This window comes from Streptomyces sp. PsTaAH-137, from assembly GCF_003259365.1.
GTDB lineage: Bacteria > Actinomycetota > Actinomycetes > Streptomycetales > Streptomycetaceae > Streptomyces.
In genome coordinates this window covers 704406-721860 of record NZ_QLLY01000001.1, presented here as the reverse complement: position 1 = coordinate 721860, position 17455 = coordinate 704406, and the positions used below count along the sequence as shown (strand labels likewise).

The window sequence follows — 17455 nt, the reverse complement described above, 5'->3', positions numbered from 1 at the left end:
CTCGCGCGCGTCGGGACCGTCAGGAGGGAGAGCCGGCGAACGCTTCGGCGAGGGCGGTGACCGCCTTGGTGAAGGCCTCGGCGGGGGGATGCGTGATGCCCGCGCCGATCATGCCGATGCCCGCTTCCTTGTGGGCGATGGCGGTGTTGATGATCGGCAGGATGCCGGTGTCCATGACCTTGCGGACGTCGATGCCGGTGGGCAGGCCCTGGAAGTCGAGGGCGGGGATGGTGACGTTGGTGTTCTGTGCCGTGGTGATCTCGCCCATGTCCCGGGTGTACTGCACCGCCTCGGCGACGGTGCCGCCGACGAGGGCGACGATGGCGGGCGCCGCCGACATCGCGAAGCCGCCGAAGCCGTACGTCTCCGTGATCGCGCTGTCCCCGATGTCGAGCCCGGAGTCCTCCGGCCTGTACCCGGCGAACATGGGGCCGACGACCTTCTGCGCCGGGCCCGTGAACCACTGCCCCGGCAGGCCCGCGACGCGGATGCCGAACTCGACGCCGTTGCGGGCCATCGCGGTGACGATCGTGGAGTGCTCGATGCCGTTCGCGGCGTCGAGGGCGGCCTTCGCCACGGCCATCCACGTCGGCCCGGAGAAGTAGTCGGAGGACGCGACGAAGTCGAAGACCTCCTTCTTCTGCGCGGTCGTGAACGACGACTGGAGCAGGCCCGGCGCGAGGGCCTGGAAGAGCAGCAGGGTGCCCGCGCCGTTGCGGTTGTGGCACTCGTCGCCCATGTGGATCGCCTGGGACAGCAGGAGCCGCAGGTCGATGGGGCCGGTGAACTCGACGGCCTCCTTCAGCATCGGGCCGAAGACGTCCCGCATCCAGATCAGCCGCTCGACGACCGACGCGTCGTTGGCGCCCATCCGCAGGATCTTCGCCATCTGCTCGGACAGGTTGGTGTAGGCGGTGTTGCCGTGCGTCTCGTTCCTGACGATGTGCATGTACATCGACGCGGAGGTGACGCCGGCCATGGAGCCGACCGCGTTCATCTCGTGGCAGGGCTTGAAGGTGATCCGCCCGGAGGCGGCGACCTCGGCGGCCTCCTCCAGGTCCTTCGCCAGGCCCTCGAAGACGAGTGCGCCGGTGACCGCGCCCTTCATCGGGCCGTTCATACGGTCCCAGGTGATCGGCGGGCCCGCGTGCAGGATCGTGGTCGGGGTCATGCCGGGGACCACGTCGAGGGCGCGGCCGTAACCGACGAGCATCGGGCGGGCGGCGGTGATCCGCTCGACGGCCTCGGCGTTGGCCGCCTCGATGCGGGCGGCGAGTTCGGGCGCGTCCAGCGTGTCGAGGGCGCGGGCCGCCTCGACGCTGCCGCCGCCGGGCGGGGTCCAGTCGACGGTGGTGACGCGGGCGCCCTGGGCCGCGATGTCGGTGTCGAACATGGCGAGGCCGACGTTGACGACGTTCAGGTCGGCGCCGAACAGAGCGGCGGCGGGAGTGGTCGCCTCGGGGGTGTTCGCTTCGGGGGTGTTCATGACTACTTGGCCTTCCGGGCGATCTCGCGGGCGAACCGGCCCGTCTCGGTGGAGCTGCGGGTGACGAGGACGCCGGCGGCTTCGAGGGCCGCGCTCTGGGCGGCGACCGACGGGGTGTCCAGGTCGGTGCCGAGGACGTACGCGATCACCGGCAGGTGGCGGCCCGCGTCGGCGGCGACGCGCTGTGCCTCGCGGATGGCGGGCAGGGTGGTGCCGACCGGGTCCTCGTGGGAGCCGAAGCCCAGGACGAAGTCCAGGACGAGCGCGGCGACGGACTGGTCCTTAGCCTCCTCGACGAGCCGCTCCAGGCGCAGCGCGGGGTCGATCATCGGGTGCGGGCGGCCGTTGGTGAAGTCGTCGTCGCCGAAGTCGAGGAAGGTGTGGCCGGTGCTCGGCGCCGTCGCGGCGAGGCGGAAGGCCGGGTCCTTCTGGATGTTGCTGTACACGTCGACGCCCGCGTCCCGGACGGCGTACATCGTCTCGTCGCACAGGGTGCCGCCGCAGAACAGGCCGCGCACGTGGCGCTGGCCCTCCGCGAGGCGGCTCACGACGGCGTCGGCGGCGGCCCCGGCGTCGAACTCCTCGGTGGTGGCGGCCGGTTCGACGCCCGCGTGGGCCACGGCCTGGCGGGCCGCGTCGAGGCTGGAGGCGGCGAAGTGCGCGCCCGCGGCGGTGACCGCCTCCTCGGAGCCGCCGATGAAGTGGACGACGACGGGCTTGCCCGCGGCGGCGGCCTCGGCCAGGACCTTCCGCTCGACGGACGGCGCGGGCGGCTTGGACACCAGCACGATGACGTCGGTCGCCGGGTCGGCGGCGAGCGCGCGGATCCCGTCGGTCATCATCAGGCCGCCGACCTCCTCGCTGAGGTCGCGGCCGCCGGTGCCGATCAGCTGGGAGACGCCGCCGCCGAGCGCGTGGACGCGGACGGAGACCTCCTGCGATCCGGTGCCGGAGGCGGCGACGATGCCGACGGAGCCGGGGCGCACCTTGTTGCCGAAGCACAGGGCGACGTTGTTGACGATGGCGGTGCCGCAGTCGGGGCCCATCATGAACAGGCCCTTTTCGTGGGCGAGTTGCTTGAGGGCGACCTCGTCGGCGACGGAGACGTTGTCGCTGAACAGCATCACGTGCAGGCCGCTGGTGAGGGCCTTGCGGGCTTCGCGGGCCGCGTACGCGCCGTTGACGGCGATGACCGCGAGGTTGGCTCCGTCGACGGCCTCGGCGGCGCCGGTGAGGGTGCGGTAGGTGACCGCTCCGGCCCCGGCGGACGCGGGGGCCTTGCGCTGCAACAGCTCCTCGACCTGCGTCAGCAGAGCGTCCGTGGCGGCGCCGTCGGCGGCGACGAGGACGATCATCAGGTCGCCGCTCGCGGCGTCCCGCAGCTCGTCGGTGAGCAGGCCCAGATTGTCGAGGACCCCCTTGTTCATCTCGGTGCCCATGGCGGTGAAGGCCTGCTCCACCCCCTCCAGGGCGTTGGCCTTGGTCGAGACGGACATCAGGGACACGGAGTCGTAGTACGTGTTCTTCCGTACGACGGCTGTGGTGGTACTCACAGCGAACCTCGCAGTTCTTCTTCCAGGTGGAGCCCGGCCACCAGGCCGGACAGGGTGTCGCTGCCCGAGGTGTGGCCGATGGCCAGCAGCCTGCGGACAGGAGCGTGCGGCGGCCGGTCCTCTTCGGCCGACTGCCGCAGTACGTGGATGAGTTCGGCCCTGACCCGGGCGCGCGTGGCCTCGGTCAGCGTCGCGTGGGAGACGTCGGTGGTGCGTCCGCGGTGCTCGGCGAGGACGGCGCGCACGGCGGGGACGAGTCCGGTGGGTGCGGCTCCGGGCAGGGCCGCGACGAAGGTGAGGCCGGTGAGGAAGTCGTCGCCGGCCGGGGTGAGGCCGGGGCCGAGGCCGAGCAGGGCGAGGACTCCGCGCCGGATCGCGGCGTCGCCCTCGCCGTGGCGCAGTGCGGTGAGCAGGGTGGCGCGTCCGGCGTCGAGGGCGCGGGCGACGGCCAGTTCGAGCGGTCCGGCGCCGGGGACCGGGCCGAGCATGCCGCCTCGGGGGCCGAACTCCTGGTTGAGCGCGTCGAGTTGGGCGGAGACGCGGGCGAGAGTGCCGGGAGCGAAGCCGGTGAGGCTCGGGGCCTTCGGGCGCCAGGACCGGGCGTCGGCGCTGGTCACGCGCAGCGGGCGGGGTCCGGGGGCGAGGAGGATATTCCCGGGTGCGAACGTCACGGGCCGCCCGGCGGTCAGTGCGGTCGCGGTCCAGTCGGGGGTGTCGACGACGAGGGTCCGCGGAGCGTCGCCGCCGTCGCGGGCGGCGAGCGTGACGAGCAGGCCGTCGGGGGTGAGGAGGTTGACGACGCGGGTGAAGACGGAGTGGATCCGGCCCTCTCCGGTCGTCGCGCACAGCAGGTCCAGGAGTTCGGCGTCGCCGGAGAGCCCGAACACCGTACACGTCCGGGCGGATTCGTCGCCGTGCATGACGTCGCGCCCCTTTCACGCTTCAGCTCCCACCCGGTGTGCGAGCTCTTCCGACAGTGCCCCCTGCGGAACACCCACCTTGGTATACCATTCGGCGTCTCGTAGGCGAACACCTGTACCCGCACTTCTCGACAAGGGACATCACCATGCGCATCGTCGTCGCTCTCGGAGGCAACGCCCTGGCCAGACGCGGGGAGCCGATGACGGCCGACCGGCTGCGTGCCAACGTCCGCGGCGCCTGCCAGGCGCTGGCCGGTCTGGCCCGCGAGCACGAGGTCGTCATCACGCACGGCAACGGCCCGCAGGTCGGCCTGCTCGCCCTGCAGAACCTCGCCTATCAGGACGTGGCCGCCTACCCGCTGGACATCCTCGGCGCCGAGACCCAGGGCATGATCGGCTACGTCATCCAGCAGGAGCTGTCCAACGCCCTGGCGGGCGAGCGCGAGGTGGCCGCCCTCGTCACCACGACCGAGGTCGACGAGGCGGACCCGGCCTTCGAGCGGCCGACCAAGCTGATCGGCCCGACCTACTCGGCGCAGGACGCCGCCGAGGCCGCGGCCGAGTACCGGTGGACGATCGCCAAGGACGGCGGCGCCTTCCGCCGTGTCGTGCCGTCGCCGCACCCGCTGCGCATCATGCAGGCACCCCTGGTCGGCACGCTGCTGGACCACGGCACGCTGGTCGTCTGCGTGGGCGGCGGCGGGGTGCCGGTGCGCACCGACTCCCGCGGCCGGCAGATCGGCATGCAGGCCGTGGTGGACAAGGACGCGGCGAGCGCCGCGCTCGCCGCCGACCTGCGGGCGGACATGCTGATCATGCTGACCGACGGCGACTTCGTCAGTGAGAACTGGGGCACGCCGGAGCAGCGCGACATCCTCACCGCCTCCCCCGAGGGGCTGGCCGCCATGCAGTTCGCCGAGGGGTCGATGCAGCCGAAGGTCGAGGCCGCGGTGCGGGTGGCCAGGGCCGGCGGACGCGCTCTGATCGGCCCGCTCGACCGCCTCGACGACCTGCTGGCCCGCGAGGTCGGCACGGAGATCCGGGCCGACGTGCCCGGCGACGTCGTCTTCGTCGGCGCCTGAACCCCACCTCGGCACCCGCCGGTATACCAAGTATCGATCCCGCTCCGCCCGACGCCCCGCGTCGCCGGAGCGGCACCGACAGGAGAGGAGCACCGCCACGGTGCGCAGGAACCCGCCGGACGCACCCCCGCAGAACTCCCGGACGGGCCGGGCGGGTCCGCTCGCCGCGTTGCGCGCGAGCAGGGAGTTCCGCGCCCTGTGGGTCTCCAACGTGTTCTTCTTCGGCGGGGCGTGGACCCAGACGATGGTGCTGGGCTGGATCGTCTTCGACACCACCGGTTCGGAGTTCCTGCTCGCGGTCTTCACCGCGGTGCGACTCGCCCCGATGCTGCTCGGACCGCTGGCCGGGGTGCTGTCCGACCGTCACGATCGCGTACGTTTGCTGACCATAGCGTGCGGCTGGGCGCTGGGCGCCGCCGTCCTCCTGTCGGCCCTGGAGTCGACGGGACAAGTGCCGTACTGGGCGCTGGTGCTCGGCGGCCTCGCCATCGGTCTGGCGCAGTCCCCGTCGCAGCCCGCCCGCTCGGCGCTGGTCCTCTCCCTGGTCGGACGCCGCCATCTGAGCAACGCCAACGCCCTCAACGCCATGGCGATGAACATGACCCAGGTCCTCGGCCCGGCCCTGGGCGGCGCCCTGATCAGCGCCTTCGGTGCCGCGGCCGCGCTGTGGATCTCCGCGTGCTGGTACGGGTTTTCCCTGCTCGCGCTGGGGCCGCTGCGCCGGGCCCGTGGGGCACGCGGCACCGAACTCCCGTACACCGAGGAGTCGTTGCGGGTCATGCTCGTCGGCGGTGTGCGCCACATCCTGCGCAGCCGCCTTGCCACGGGGGTACTCGGTGTGACCCTCGCCGCGAACGTGCTGCTGTGGCCCGTGTATCAGGCGTTCATGCCGGTGTTCGCGCGGCAGTCGCTGGGGCTCGACGCCGACGGACTGGGGTGGCTGCTCACCTGTAGCGGCGTCGGCGGGCTCGTCGGCTCGACGGTCATCGCGGCGCTCGGCGACTTCCCTTTCAAGGGCGGCCTGTTCGTGTTCGGCACCGCGGGCTGGGCGGCCCTGTGGGCGGCGTTCGCGCTGTCGCACCAGGTGGCGGTGTCGTTCGCGCTGATGGCGGGGATCGGTCTGCTCAGTGCCGCGTTCGGGGTGCTGCAGACGACCCTGCTGCTGATGACGACCGAACCGGCCGTGCAGGGAAGGGCGTTGGGGGTGCAGGAGCTCGCCATCGGCGTCATGCCGGTGTCGTCACTCGTCCTCGGTGCCTCGGCACAGTACGCGGGCGTGGCCACGACCACGTTCGTCAGCGCCCTGATCCTCGTCGCCTTCCTGGCCGCTCTCGCGCTGCGGATGCCGGCGCTCTGGCGTTACCGCGGGGTCTGAACCGGCCGGCCGCGCTGGTGCGCCACGGCCTCCACCTCGCTGGTCGCCAGGTGCCGTTCCGTCAGCTCCTCGACGCGGCCCACGTCCCGTGCCTCGATCGCCCGGTACAGCTCCTCGTGCTCGCCGGCCACGGCGCCGAAGTCGTCGTGCTGGCCGAGCAGCCAGCGCATCCGGCTGCGCAGCGTCTGGTTGAGCTCGCTCAGCAGCGCGTTGTCGGCGAGGTCGGTGACCGTCTCGTGGAAGTCGGCCGCCGCGTTCCGGGCCCGGGTGCCGTCGCCCTGCGCGGCGGCGTCCAGTTCGGCGTCGAGATCGGCGCGGAGCCGGGCGAGGCCGGCCCGGGTACGACGCTGCGCGGCGAGCCGGAATCCCAGGACCTCGAGCGCCGACCGCACCTCGCCCAGGTCGGCGATGTCGGCCGGCGTGAACTCGCGTACCACGGCCCAGGTGCGCGGGCGCGGCGTCACCAGGCCCTCGCCCGCCAGGTCCCGCAGCGCGTCCCGCACCGGGAGGCGGCTCACCCCCAGCTCCTGGGCGATCTCCCGCTCGACCAGCCTGCTGCCGGGCGCCCGCGTCCCCTCGATGATCTGATCGCGCAGAGTGCGCATGACACGGTCCGACTCGGGGGTGAACTCCTCAGCGCCTGTCATGCCGTCATTGTCCCATCGCAGGTCACGGCCCCCTGCGCGCAGGCGTCCGCCCGCCGTCCCTGAGGGCGGCGGGCGGACGGTCGACCGTGCCGGATCGGTCGGTCGCTCAGTTGCTCAGGCCTTGTCCTGCATGCTGCTGCGCGCCGGGTTGGCCTGCTGGTCGGCCTTGGGGTCCTTCTGGTCCGCCTTGGCGCGCACACCCTGCTCGATGCGCTCCCCGACGGACTTGTCGATGTTCGACCAGTACGTGAAGGCCCTGGCCAGGACCGGCTCGCTCACCCCGTTGAGGAGGTGGCCGACGACGTTGTCCACGAGCCGGTCGCGGGCGGCGTCGTCGAAGACCTCGCGCACGAGGGTGCCCGCCTGGCCCCAGTCGTCGTCCTCGGCGTGGTCGACGTAGGCCGCGCGGGTGATGTCGCCGTCCGCGTGCCAGCTCGGCGGCGCGTAGCGCTCGATGTCGGCCGCCGGGCCGCCCTTGGAGTTCGGCGCGTACACCGGGTCCTCCGTCTTGCGGAAGGCCATCGCCCCGTCCTTGGAGTACGTGCGCAGGGGCGCGACGGGGGCGTTGACCGGCAGCTGCTGGTAGTTGCCGCCGATCCGGTGCCGGTGGGCGTCGGCGTACGAGAAGAGCCGGGCGAGCAGCATCCGGTCGGGGCTGGGGCCGATGCCCGGGACGAGGTTGTTGGGCTGGAACGCCGCCTGCTCGATCTCCGCGTGGTTGTCCGTGGGGTTGCGGTCCAGGGTCATCCGGCCGACCTCGATGAGCGGGTAGTCGGCGTGCGGCCACACCTTGGTCAGGTCGAACGGGTTGAAGCGGTAGTCCGCGGCGTCCTCGTACGGCATGACCTGCACGTGCAGCGTCCAGCTGGGGAACTCTCCGTCGCGGATGTGCTCGAATAGATCCCGGGTGTGGTAGTCCGTGTCCGCCGAGCACATCTGGTCACCCTCGTCCTGGGTGAAGGTCTCGACGCCCTGGTCGGTCTTGAAGTGGTACTTGACCCAGAACCGCTCGCCCTGGGCGTTGATCCACATGTACGTGTGCGAGGTGTAGCCGTTCATGTGGCGCCAGCTGCGCGGGATGCCCCGGTCCCCCATGAGCCAGGTGACCTGGTGGGCGGATTCCGGCGAGAGGGTCCAGAAGTCCCACTGCATGTCGTGGTCGCGGAGGTTGTTGTCCGCCCGGCGCTTCTGGGACCGGATGAAGTGCTGGAACTTCATCGGGTCCTTGATGAAGAAGACGGGGGTGTTGTTCCCCACCATGTCGTAATTGCCCTCGGTGGTGTAGAACTTCACCGCGAATCCGCGCGGGTCGCGCCAGGTGTCGGGGCTCCCGCGCTCCCCCGCGACGGTCGAGAACCGGGCGACGAGGTCGGTCCTGGTCCCCGGCTGGAACAGGGCGGCCTTCGTGTACGCGCTGACGTCCGCCGTCACCTCGAAGTGGCCGAAGGCGCCGCTGCCCTTGGCGTGCGGCTGTCGCTCCGGAATCCGCTCGCGGTTGAACTGGGCCATCTGCTCGATGAGATAGGAGTCCTGCAGAAGAATCGGGCCACCGGCGCCGACCGTGAGCGAGTGCTCATCGCTTTCGACCGGGATTCCGGCATCCGTGGTGGTCGCTTTGCCTGTGACGTCACTCATGGGAAACGCGTGCCTTTCGATGGGGATGTTGTCCGCGCCTCGTGGGCCTCGCCGACTCCGCGACACGACCCGTTGCCGAGAGGCATCTCCTCCGCGCTCGGGGGCGTGCGGAACGCCCCGGCAGCTCTTCCATCCTGCGGCCCCTTCGGCGAGTCGGCCATTTGTCGGGAATCGCACCCGGCTCGCCCCGTCCCTGAACGGGGCCACCGTCCGACTCTCCGAGCGCGGCGTCTCTAAACGGATGGGCCCGCTCTGTCTGGGTACCCGGCTGCCTACGCCCTGCAGGAGGCATCCGGAACACCCCGGGAAACCCGGGGAGCACACGAATGGGGAGGTGACCGCCGTGCCCGACAGCCGGCCGCAGTCCGCCACGGAAGGCCGCGACACGGGACAGGAACCGGTCAGTGAGCTGGTCCAGCGCGCCTCGCACCAGCTCACCGAGCTGGTGCGAGGTGAGCTACGGCTCGCTCAGGCGGAGATGAAGGAGAAGGGCAGGCGCTACGGCAGGGGCGGGGGACTTTTCGGCGGCGCCGGGATCGTCGGGTTCCTGATGCTTCAGGCGGCGGTGGCGACCGCGATCGCCGGTCTCGCGGTCGTGTGGCCGGTGTGGGCCGCCGCGCTGACCGTGACCGCGGTGCTCGGGGTGCTCGCCGCCGTGCTGGGCGCGCGGGGCAAGCGCCAGTTCGGCAAGGCCGCCCCTCCGGCCCCCGCCGCGACCATCGAGAACGTGAAGGCCGACGTGGCCGAGATCAAGGAGAGTGCCCACCGATGACACACGAGTCTGAGCCGCCCGCGCACGGGTCGGCGTCCGAGCCGGACGAGCTGCGCGACAAGGTCGAGCGGACCCGCGCGGAGCTGGGCGAGACGGTCGAGGCGCTGGCCGCCAAGGCCGATGTGAAGGCGCGGGCCAAGGACCGGGCCGCGCACGTAAAGGAGCAGGCGTCCGAAGCGGCGGACACCGCCAGGACGAAGGTCTCGGACGTCGCCCATCAGGCACAGGACAAGCTGTCCGGCCCGGCGGGGTCCGAGGCGGCCCGGTCGGCGCGGGATCCTCGCGCCATCGCTCTGCTGGCCGCCTCCGCCGGGGCGCTCGTCCTGTGGCTGGCCCGGCGGAGGCGCAGGAAGTGAGGCGACGAGACCCGCTTCGGCAGTGAGGCGGACGGCAGCCGGGGCACCGCGGGCGCGGGGCCCCGGCTTTCGCCGTTGCCCCGCGAGCATTTCTCTGACTAGAGTCAGAGAATGACCACGGAAGCGACAGAGATCGATCAGGTACGCCGTTTCAACCGCACCGTCACCCAACGCGTCGGGGTGCTGCACGACCACTACCTGGGGCGCGACCGGCCGGCCGGCGAGGCACGGCTGCTCTGGGAGATCGGCGACGAGGGCCGGGACGTGCGGAAGGTGCGGGATCGGCTCGGACTCGACTCCGGGTACGTCAGCAGGCTGCTGCGCGCCCTGGAGGCCGACGGTCTGGTCACCGTGGAGCCGCTGCCCCGGGACCGGCGGGTGCGCACCGTCCGGCTCACCGAGGCGGGCCGCACGGAGCGGGCCGCGCTCGACGGCCGCAGCGACGAACTGGCCGCGTCCCTGCTCGCCCCGCTGAACACCACGCAGCGCGCCCGGCTCGTCGCCGCCATGGCGGAGGTCGACCGGCTGCTGACGGCGGCGACGGTCACCCTGGACACCGTCGACCCGGACCATCCGGACGCCCGTGACTGCCTGTTCTCCTACTTCTCCGAGCTCCAGGAGCGCTTCGACACCGGTTTCGACCCGGCCCGCAGTCTGCTGCCCGACGCGGGTGAACTCCGGCCGCCGCGCGGCCTGTTCCTCGTCGCGCGGCTGCACGGTGAGGCCGTGGGCTGCGCGGGACTGAAGCTGCCCGCCGACGCGCCGGCCGAGGTGAAGCGCATGTGGATCGCCCCGCACGCCCGGGGTCTCGGCCTGGGCCGCCGCTTCCTCGCCGAACTGGAGGCGCTGGCCGCCGCGCACGGGCGCGAGATCCTGCGCCTGGACACCAACAAGGTGCTCGACTCCGCGATCGGGCTCTACCGGTCGGCCGGGTTCCAGGAGGTCCCGGCCTTCAACGACGAGCCGTACGCGCATCTCTGGTTCGAGAAGCGCGTCACGGCGGCGGGCGCCCGCTGACGGCACAGGTCACGGGGTCGCCGCGCGGACCAGCCGGGCCACCTGTTCCGTGGGCAGCGCCGGTGCGTGGTGGCCCCGTACGCCCGTGACCGGGTGCGCGGCGAACAGCGAGCCGAGGACGGCCTCTTCGGTGGCCTCGGCCGCGGCGCGGAAGAGCAGGTCCATCAGGGGGCCGTCCTCCGCGACGGCGGACGCGGCCCGCACCGGACCCTGCGGGGTGTGCGGGGTGCGCTGGGCCGTCGACCAGGCGAGCGCGTACTCGCCGCTGCCGTGCTGGACGATGCCGCCGGTCCGGGCGAGTCCCACCGTGGTCCGCCTGGCGATGCGCCGCAGTTGCCGGGCGTCGGCCGGGGCGTCCGTGGCGACGAGGACGACGCACGATCCGGCGCCGCGCGCGAACTCCGCCTGTTCCGCCGCCTGTTCGGGGGTGAGCGTGCGACCGGCCGGGATCCCGGTGACGGTCAGGTCGGCGGCGCTGCCGAAGTTGGCGAGGACCAGCGCGCCCACGGTCCAGTGGATACCGTCCCCGGCGTCGACGACGCGCGAGCTGGAGCCGATGCCCGCCTTCCAGCCGAAGGAGACCATGCCGGTGCCCGCCCCGACCGCTCCCTCGGCGACGGGCGCGTCGGTCGCCGCGTCGAGGGCGGCGCGCACATGCCGGGGACGCACGTGCAGGCCGCGGATGTCGTTCAGCCAGCCGTCGTTGCACTCGAACACGGCCGCGTTGACGGTGCCGGTGGTCGTGCCGATCTCGGGGTGCCCGTCGAGCGCGTGCCGGACGATCCCTTCGAGGGCGGCGCCGACCCCGAGGGTGTTGGTGAGGGCCAACGAGGTCTCCAGGACGCCGAGTTCGGCGATCTGACTGAGACCGGCGGCCTTCCCGAAGCCGTTGACGACCTCCAGGCCCGCCGCGGGCTTGTCGCGGAACACGGAGCCGGGCGCCGGGACGACGACGGTGACCCCGGTGCGTACGGGCAGCTCCGCGTCGTCATGGGCGAGCGTGACGTGCCCGACGCGGACGCCCCGCACATCGGTGAGGGAGTTCCCCGGGCCGGGCGGCAGCACGCCCGGGGCGATGCCCAGGTCCCGGGGGCGGGGACGGAGGCCGGGGTGGTGGCCGGAGCGAGATGTCATGGGGATGATCCTCTGTCGACGGGGGACGACTGTCGACAGCTCGACGGCCACCGGCGTTCCCGCGCCGGGCCGCGCAACCGATCGGAGGGACAGGCATGACCGCCTCAGAACGCCGGGCCGCCCCAGACACCGCCCATGCCGTGCTCGCGGAGGTCTGGCGCGGGGACTTCCTGGAGTCCGTGCACCACGGATCGGTCGTGGCGCTCGCCCCCGACGGCCGTACGGTCCTGAGCGCGGGCCCGGTCGACGCCCCCATGTTTCCGCGCTCCGCCAACAAGCCGTTGCAGGGCGTCGGCATGGCGCGGGCGGGACTCGGTCTCGACGGTGAACTGCTCGCTCTCGCCTGTGCCAGCCACTCCGGCGAGGACTTCCACCTCGACGCCGTGCGCAGGATCCTCGCCGGAGCGGGGCTGACCGAGGACGCCCTGCGGTGCACGGCCGACCTGCCCCTGGGCGTCGAAGCACAGGCCGCGTACCTCGCCGCCGGGCAGGGGCCGACGAGGATCGCCATGAACTGCTCGGGGAAGCACGCGGCGATGCTCGCCACCTGTGTCGCCGCCGGCTGGCCGACCGAGACCTGCCTCGACCCCGGTCACCCGCTCCAACGGGCCCTGCGCGGCACGCTGGAGGAGCTGGCGGGCGAGACCTCGGCCGCGGTCGGCGTGGACGGCTGCGGCGCTCCCCTGTTCGCGCTCACCCTCACCGGTCTGGCCCGCGCCTTCGCCCGGCTCGCGACCGCGCCCGCGGGCCGTCACGAGCACCGGGTGGTCACGGCGATGAACGCCCACCCCGAGTACGTCGGCGGCACCGGCCGCGATGTCACGGCCCTCATGCGCGCGTTGCCCGGCGCCGTCGCCAAGGACGGCGCCGAAGGGGTCTACGCGCTGGCCCTGCCGGACGGTTCGGCCGTCGCCCTGAAGATCGCCGACGGCGGACAGCGGCCCCGGTCCGTCGTGCTGACCGCGGCGCTGCGCCACATCGGGGTGGACGTCGACGCCGACCCGCGCCTCGCCGCGCTCACCGAGGTCCCGGTCCTCGGCCACGGCCACCCGGTCGGCGCCGTACGGGCGTCGGCGCTGCTCGACAGGGTCTGAGCCGTCCCGCTGTCCACGCGCCGATACGCTGCCGTTCGCCGGACGGATCACGGAAATCCGGAGACAGGGGAGCGATCATGCGCAGCGTCACGGGGACCGGGTCCCGAGCCCTGGCGGCCGCCGCCGTGCTGGCGGCCGTGTTCACGGCCACCGGATGCGGCACCGACGGCGAACCGGGCAAGGACCGGGCCACCGGCTCCGGCAGCCCGCGCTCCTCCCCCACGTCCGCCGCGGCCTCCCCTCTCTGGAAGTTCGCGCACATAGCGGATTTCGACGGCGAGTTCACCGATGTCGCCGCCCTCGCCGAGGACGACATCTGGGCGGTCGGCCAGGAGAACAACGGCAACGTCGCCGCGACGCTGATGCACTACGACGGCTCCCGCTGGACGCGCGAGGAACTGCCCGACGCCCTGGGCCGGTCCGACTACCCGCCCAAGCTCGACGAGATCGGCGAGGCCACGCTGTGGCTGCGGCCGCAGGGCACCGGCGAGGCGTCCGGCACGACCGAGTGGGCACAGTGGGACGGCACCGAGTGGTCCGCGGTGCCGCACCCGCCGACGGGCAACGTCGGCGATCTGGAGGCGACGGGCCCCGACGACATCTGGGCCCTGGCCGACGAGCGGTCCGCCCAGCACTGGGACGGCAGCCGCTGGACGACGACCCGGCTCCCGTACAAGACCGCGGACCTCGCCGTCGTGGACCGCGACGACGTATGGGCGGTGGGCCGGCGCTCGACCGGTCCCGGCACGCAGGCGCCGGGCGGCCTCCCCTACGACCAGCCGGCCACGATGCACTGGGACGGCACGTCGTGGCGGGCGGTCGACACCCCCGTGAGCCGCTTCGAGGACCCGATTCCGGCGGAGGCCGGCGCCGGGCTGACCACGGCCTTCGTGCTCGACGGCGGCGAGGTGCGCGCGTACGGCCTGAACAGCTTCAATCACGGTGAGGGCGAGGGTGCCGAGCCCGACGACGAGTACATCCGGCTGCGCCGCGAGGGCTCGGAGTGGGTGGAGCAGGACCCGGCGCCGGGCGGCTGCGAGCTGCGCGTCCCGGTGGGCCAGGACGACGGTGGTCTTCTCCTGGACGGGAACTGGTACCTGAGCGACGACGGTACGTGCGTCAAGGTCGGGCGGCACCGGCTCCCGGTGTCGACCGGCGCGGGGAAGTCGTCGAACCAGTCGCTGTGGCTGTCGGCGGTGCGCCGGGTCCCCGGCACCGACATCTGGCTCGGCTGCGGGCACGTTCAGGTCAACCAGTCGGGAGCCCCCTTCAACGCTCCCGTCGTGGTCCGCCTCGAACGCCCGGGATCCACGGGGTAGGCAGACCTCGGCGGCCTCAGCCTCCGGTGCTCTCCCGCACGATCACCTCGTGCCCGACCACGTGGTCCTGGAGCGGCCCGCCGTCGGGGTCGTCGATGCGGTCGACGAGCAGGGCGACCGCGGCGCGGGCGATCTCCTTCTTGTCCGGGGCCACCGTCGTCAGGGTCGGCACGCTGAACCGGGACGCCTCGATGTCGTCGAAGCCGACCACGTCGATGTCCTTCGGCACGCTCACGTCCTTCTCGTGCAGGGCCCGCAGCGCGCCCAGGGCGAGATGGTCGTTGAGGCACAGCAGCGCGTCCGGCGGCGTCGGGAGTTCGAGGAGCGCGGCCGCGGCCCGGGCGCCGTCCCGCCAGTGGTAGGCGTCGACGCCGATCACGAGATCGGGGTCGAAGGGGACATGGGCCGCCTTCAGGGCCGCCCGGTGGCCGTCCGTGCGCAGCCGGTCGGTGCCCACTCGGCCGCGGACCCGGCCGCCGACCACCGCGATCCGGCGCCTGCCGCGCGCCAGCAGGTGTTCGGTGGCGTCGCGCGCGGCCCCGACGTTGTCGATCGCGACGTGATCCGTGCTGCCCTCCGCGGGCCGCTCGCCGAGCAGGACCACGGGCAGCCTGCGGTCGCGGGTGGCGAGGTCCCGGGGCTGGAGCGCGAGCGGGCTGAGGATGATCCCGTCGGAGAACTGGGCGTCGAAGCCGTGCAGCGCGGCCAGTTCACGCTCGCGTGAGCCGCCGGTCTGGTTCAGCAGCACCGTTCGGCCGTGCCGGTCGGCCTCGGTCATCACGTGCTTGGCCAGCTCGGAGAAGTAGGCGACGTCGAGTTCGGGGACGGCGAGGGTGATCATGCCGGTGCGGCCCTGCCGCAGCTGACGGCCCGCGATGTTGACCCGGTAGCCCAGGGCGTCGATCGCCTCCCGGACGACCTCGCGGGTCCGGTCGGAGACATGCTCGAAGTTGTTGATCACGTTGGAGACCGTCTTGGGCGAGACACCCGCGTACTCCGCAACGTCCTTGATCCTGGGTCTGGCCGCCACGCTGTCCATTCCTTCCGTCTGCCGTCCGCGATCGTACCGAGCATCACGAAACGGTTTCGGGCCGGATCCCGCCCCGCTCGGATATTTACAACGATGTAATCGCCATGGTGCCATGAGCCGCGCACCGACTGGCACACCGCATTGATCCGGCAAGGAGCACCATGCCCGTCCCCCGTCCCGAGTACCCGCGACCGCAGTTCGCCCGCGACGCCTGGCTGAATCTCAACGGCACCTGGCAGTTCGAGACCGACCGGTCCGACACCGGTCTGGAACGCGGCCTGCGGGAGCGGGAGCTGGCCGACCGCATCACCGTGCCGTTCTGCCCCGAGTCGGAGCTGTCCGGGATCGGCGACACGGACTTCCTGGAGGCCGTCTGGTACCGGCGCACGGTGACGGTGCCCGCCGACTGGACGGACGCCCGGGTGCTGCTGCACTTCGGCGCGGTGGACCACGACGCGACGGTGTGGGCGAACGGGACCGAGGTCGCCCGGCACCGCGGCGGCTTCACCCCCTTCACCGCGGACCTCGGCGACATCGCCGCTCCCGGCGAGGAGCTGACGCTCGTCGTACGGGCCCGCGACACCCGGCACGGCCCGCAGGCCCGCGGCAAGCAGGCCACCTGGTTCGCGAACTCGCACTGCCACTACACCCGCACCACCGGCATCTGGCAGACGGTGTGGCTGGAGCCGGTGCCGCGCACGGTCGCCCTGCGGCGGCCCCGGATCACCCCGGACCTGGCGTCGGGCGCCTTCCACCTGGAGCTGCCGCTGACCGGCAACGCCCCGGGCCACCGGGTGCGCGCCACCCTCGCCGACGAGCGGGGCGCGATCGTCACCGCCGAGGCCCGCGCCGACCTGGACCTCAGCCCGCGCCTGGCCCTCGCCGTGCCCGCGGACCGGCAGCGCGTGTGGTCGCCGGCCGACCCGCACCTGTACGACCTCACCTTCGAGGTCGTCGACGCCGAGGGCGCCCCGGTGGACCGGGTGACCTCGTACGCCGGTCTGCGCTCGGTCTCGATCGACGGCAAGCGGCTGCTCCTGAACGGTGAGCCCGTCTTCCAGCGGCTCGTCCTCGACCAGGGCTACTACCCGGACGGCCTGATGACGGCGCCGAGCGACGCCGACCTGGTGCGCGACATCGAACTCGGCATCGCCGCGGGCTTCAACGGCGCGCGGCTGCACCAGAAGGTCTTCGAGGAGCGGTTCCTGTACCACGCGGACCGGCTCGGCTATCTGGTGTGGGGCGAGTTCGGAGACTGGGGCTGCGAGGTCGGCGTCCGCGACGACAACCAGCGGCCCGACGCCAGTTACGTCACCCAGTGGCTGGAGGCCGTCGAGCGGGACTACTCGCACCCCTCGGTCATCGGCTGGTGCCCGCTCAACGAGACGTACCAGAACCTGCACGACCGCATCACACAGCTCGACGACGTCACGCACGCGATGTTCCGGGCCACGAAGCAGGCCGACGGCACCCGCCCGGTGATCGACGCCTCCGGGTACGCGCACCGGGTGCCGGAGACCGACGTGTACGACTCGCACTGCTACGAGCAGGACCCGGCGGAGTTCGCGAAGATCATGAGCGGCCTCGCGGAGAACCGGCCGTACCTCAACACCGGCCCCGACGGCCGCGTCTGGTCGGTCCCGTACGGCGGGCAGCCGTACTTCTGCAGCGAGTTCGGCGGCATCTGGTGGGACGCGGCGGCCGCCGCCGAGGCCGCCGGCAATGTCCTCGACGACTCCTGGGGCTACGGCGAACGGCCGCGCAGCGCCGAGGAGTTCGTCGAGCGGTTTACCGGCCTGACGGGTGTCCTGCTCGACGACCCGGACATGTTCGGCTACTGCTACACCCAGCTCACGGACGTCTTCCAGGAGCGCAACGGCATCTACCGCTTCGACCGCGGCGAGAAGGTCGACACCGCCCTGCTGCGGGCGGCCCAGCTCCGCGCGGCCGCCTTCGAGAACGTGAACTAGCTCAGCCCATCCTCTCGTTTACATCGATGTATGTCCGTGGGCGGCGGTGTCGGGACGACCCCGCC

15 protein-coding genes are annotated in these 17455 nt (G+C 72.4%); 8 read left to right on the top strand and 7 right to left on the bottom strand.

Annotated elements, in window-relative coordinates; genetic code table 11:
* Nucleotides 1-19: 19 nt before the first annotated feature.
* The 3 genes from K377_RS03140 to K377_RS03130 are packed head-to-tail and all read right to left on the bottom strand — an operon-like array spanning nt 20 to nt 3959.
* Entirely contained in the window at nt 20-1486 is a 1467-nt protein-coding gene (locus K377_RS03140; RefSeq protein ID WP_111661501.1) for a DUF1116 domain-containing protein, read from the bottom strand.
* A gap of 2 nt (nt 1487-1488) precedes the next feature.
* Entirely contained in the window at nt 1489-3039 is a 1551-nt protein-coding gene (gene fdrA / locus K377_RS03135; protein ID WP_258394961.1) for an acyl-CoA synthetase FdrA, read from the bottom strand.
* The gene (locus K377_RS03130; protein ID WP_111661500.1) at nt 3036-3959 is read right to left on the bottom strand and encodes a DUF2877 domain-containing protein; all 924 of its coding nucleotides are present in this window, start codon (nt 3957-3959) and stop codon (nt 3036-3038) included. The genes fdrA and K377_RS03130 overlap by 4 nt, the downstream gene beginning before the upstream one ends.
* A 146-nt stretch (nt 3960-4105) precedes the next feature.
* Between K377_RS03130 and K377_RS03125 the strand changes: the two genes are divergently transcribed.
* Both K377_RS03125 and K377_RS03120 read left to right on the top strand, forming a co-directional pair.
* Nucleotides 4106-5041: a carbamate kinase gene (locus K377_RS03125; RefSeq protein ID WP_111661499.1), complete on the top strand. Its 936-nt coding sequence runs from the start codon at nt 4106-4108 to the stop codon at nt 5039-5041.
* A gap of 100 nt (nt 5042-5141) precedes the next feature.
* Nucleotides 5142-6416 (top strand): MFS transporter, encoded by a 1275-nt coding sequence (locus tag K377_RS03120; protein ID WP_111661498.1) that lies wholly within the window; start codon nt 5142-5144, stop codon nt 6414-6416.
* Here K377_RS03120 and K377_RS03115 read toward each other — a convergent pair.
* Both K377_RS03115 and K377_RS03110 read right to left on the bottom strand, forming a co-directional pair.
* Complete coding sequence (locus K377_RS03115; RefSeq protein ID WP_111661497.1) at nt 6401-7063, bottom strand: GntR family transcriptional regulator; 663 nt, start codon at nt 7061-7063, stop codon at nt 6401-6403. The genes K377_RS03120 and K377_RS03115 overlap by 16 nt on opposite strands.
* Before the next feature lie 114 nt (nt 7064-7177).
* Entirely contained in the window at nt 7178-8698 is a 1521-nt protein-coding gene (locus K377_RS03110) for a catalase (RefSeq protein WP_111661496.1), read from the bottom strand.
* A 343-nt stretch (nt 8699-9041) separates the two neighbouring features.
* On the opposite strand from K377_RS03110, the gene K377_RS03105 reads away from it, so the two are divergent.
* The 3 genes from K377_RS03105 to K377_RS03095 all read left to right on the top strand — a co-directional run bounded on the left by K377_RS03105 (nt 9042) and on the right by K377_RS03095 (nt 10843).
* A complete protein-coding gene (locus K377_RS03105; RefSeq protein WP_258394960.1) occupies nt 9042-9470 on the top strand; it encodes a phage holin family protein in 429 nt (142 codons plus the stop codon).
* On the top strand, nt 9467-9826 hold the full coding sequence (locus K377_RS03100) for a DUF3618 domain-containing protein (RefSeq protein ID WP_111661494.1): 360 nt from the start codon (nt 9467-9469) through the stop codon (nt 9824-9826). Before K377_RS03105 ends, K377_RS03100 begins: the two co-directional genes overlap by 4 nt.
* A gap of 111 nt (nt 9827-9937) precedes the next feature.
* Nucleotides 9938-10843 carry a bifunctional helix-turn-helix transcriptional regulator/GNAT family N-acetyltransferase gene (locus K377_RS03095; protein ID WP_111661493.1) on the top strand — a complete coding sequence of 302 codons (906 nt, stop codon included), beginning with the start codon at nt 9938-9940 and terminating at the stop codon, nt 10841-10843.
* A 9-nt stretch (nt 10844-10852) separates the two neighbouring features.
* On the opposite strand, the gene K377_RS03090 is transcribed toward K377_RS03095, so the two are convergent.
* Nucleotides 10853-11977, bottom strand: coding sequence for a P1 family peptidase (locus K377_RS03090; RefSeq protein ID WP_111661492.1), 1125 nt, complete (start codon nt 11975-11977; stop codon nt 10853-10855).
* A gap of 95 nt (nt 11978-12072) precedes the next feature.
* Between K377_RS03090 and K377_RS03085 the strand changes: the two genes are divergently transcribed.
* Together K377_RS03085 and K377_RS03080 are read left to right on the top strand one after the other, a co-directional pair.
* Nucleotides 12073-13071, top strand: coding sequence for an asparaginase (locus K377_RS03085; protein ID WP_111661491.1), 999 nt, complete (start codon nt 12073-12075; stop codon nt 13069-13071).
* A 77-nt stretch (nt 13072-13148) separates the two neighbouring features.
* Nucleotides 13149-14390 (top strand): hypothetical protein, encoded by a 1242-nt coding sequence (locus tag K377_RS03080; RefSeq protein ID WP_111661490.1) that lies wholly within the window; start codon nt 13149-13151, stop codon nt 14388-14390.
* 16 nt (nt 14391-14406) lie between these two features.
* On the opposite strand, the gene K377_RS03075 is transcribed toward K377_RS03080, so the two are convergent.
* Nucleotides 14407-15429, bottom strand: coding sequence for a LacI family DNA-binding transcriptional regulator (locus K377_RS03075; RefSeq protein ID WP_111661489.1), 1023 nt, complete (start codon nt 15427-15429; stop codon nt 14407-14409).
* A gap of 152 nt (nt 15430-15581) precedes the next feature.
* Here K377_RS03075 and K377_RS03070 point away from each other — a divergent pair, with 152 nt between their 5' ends.
* Nucleotides 15582-17390, top strand: a complete 1809-nt coding sequence (locus K377_RS03070) for a glycoside hydrolase family 2 protein (protein ID WP_111661488.1) — start codon at nt 15582-15584, stop codon at nt 17388-17390.
* Nucleotides 17391-17455 lie beyond the last annotated feature (65 nt).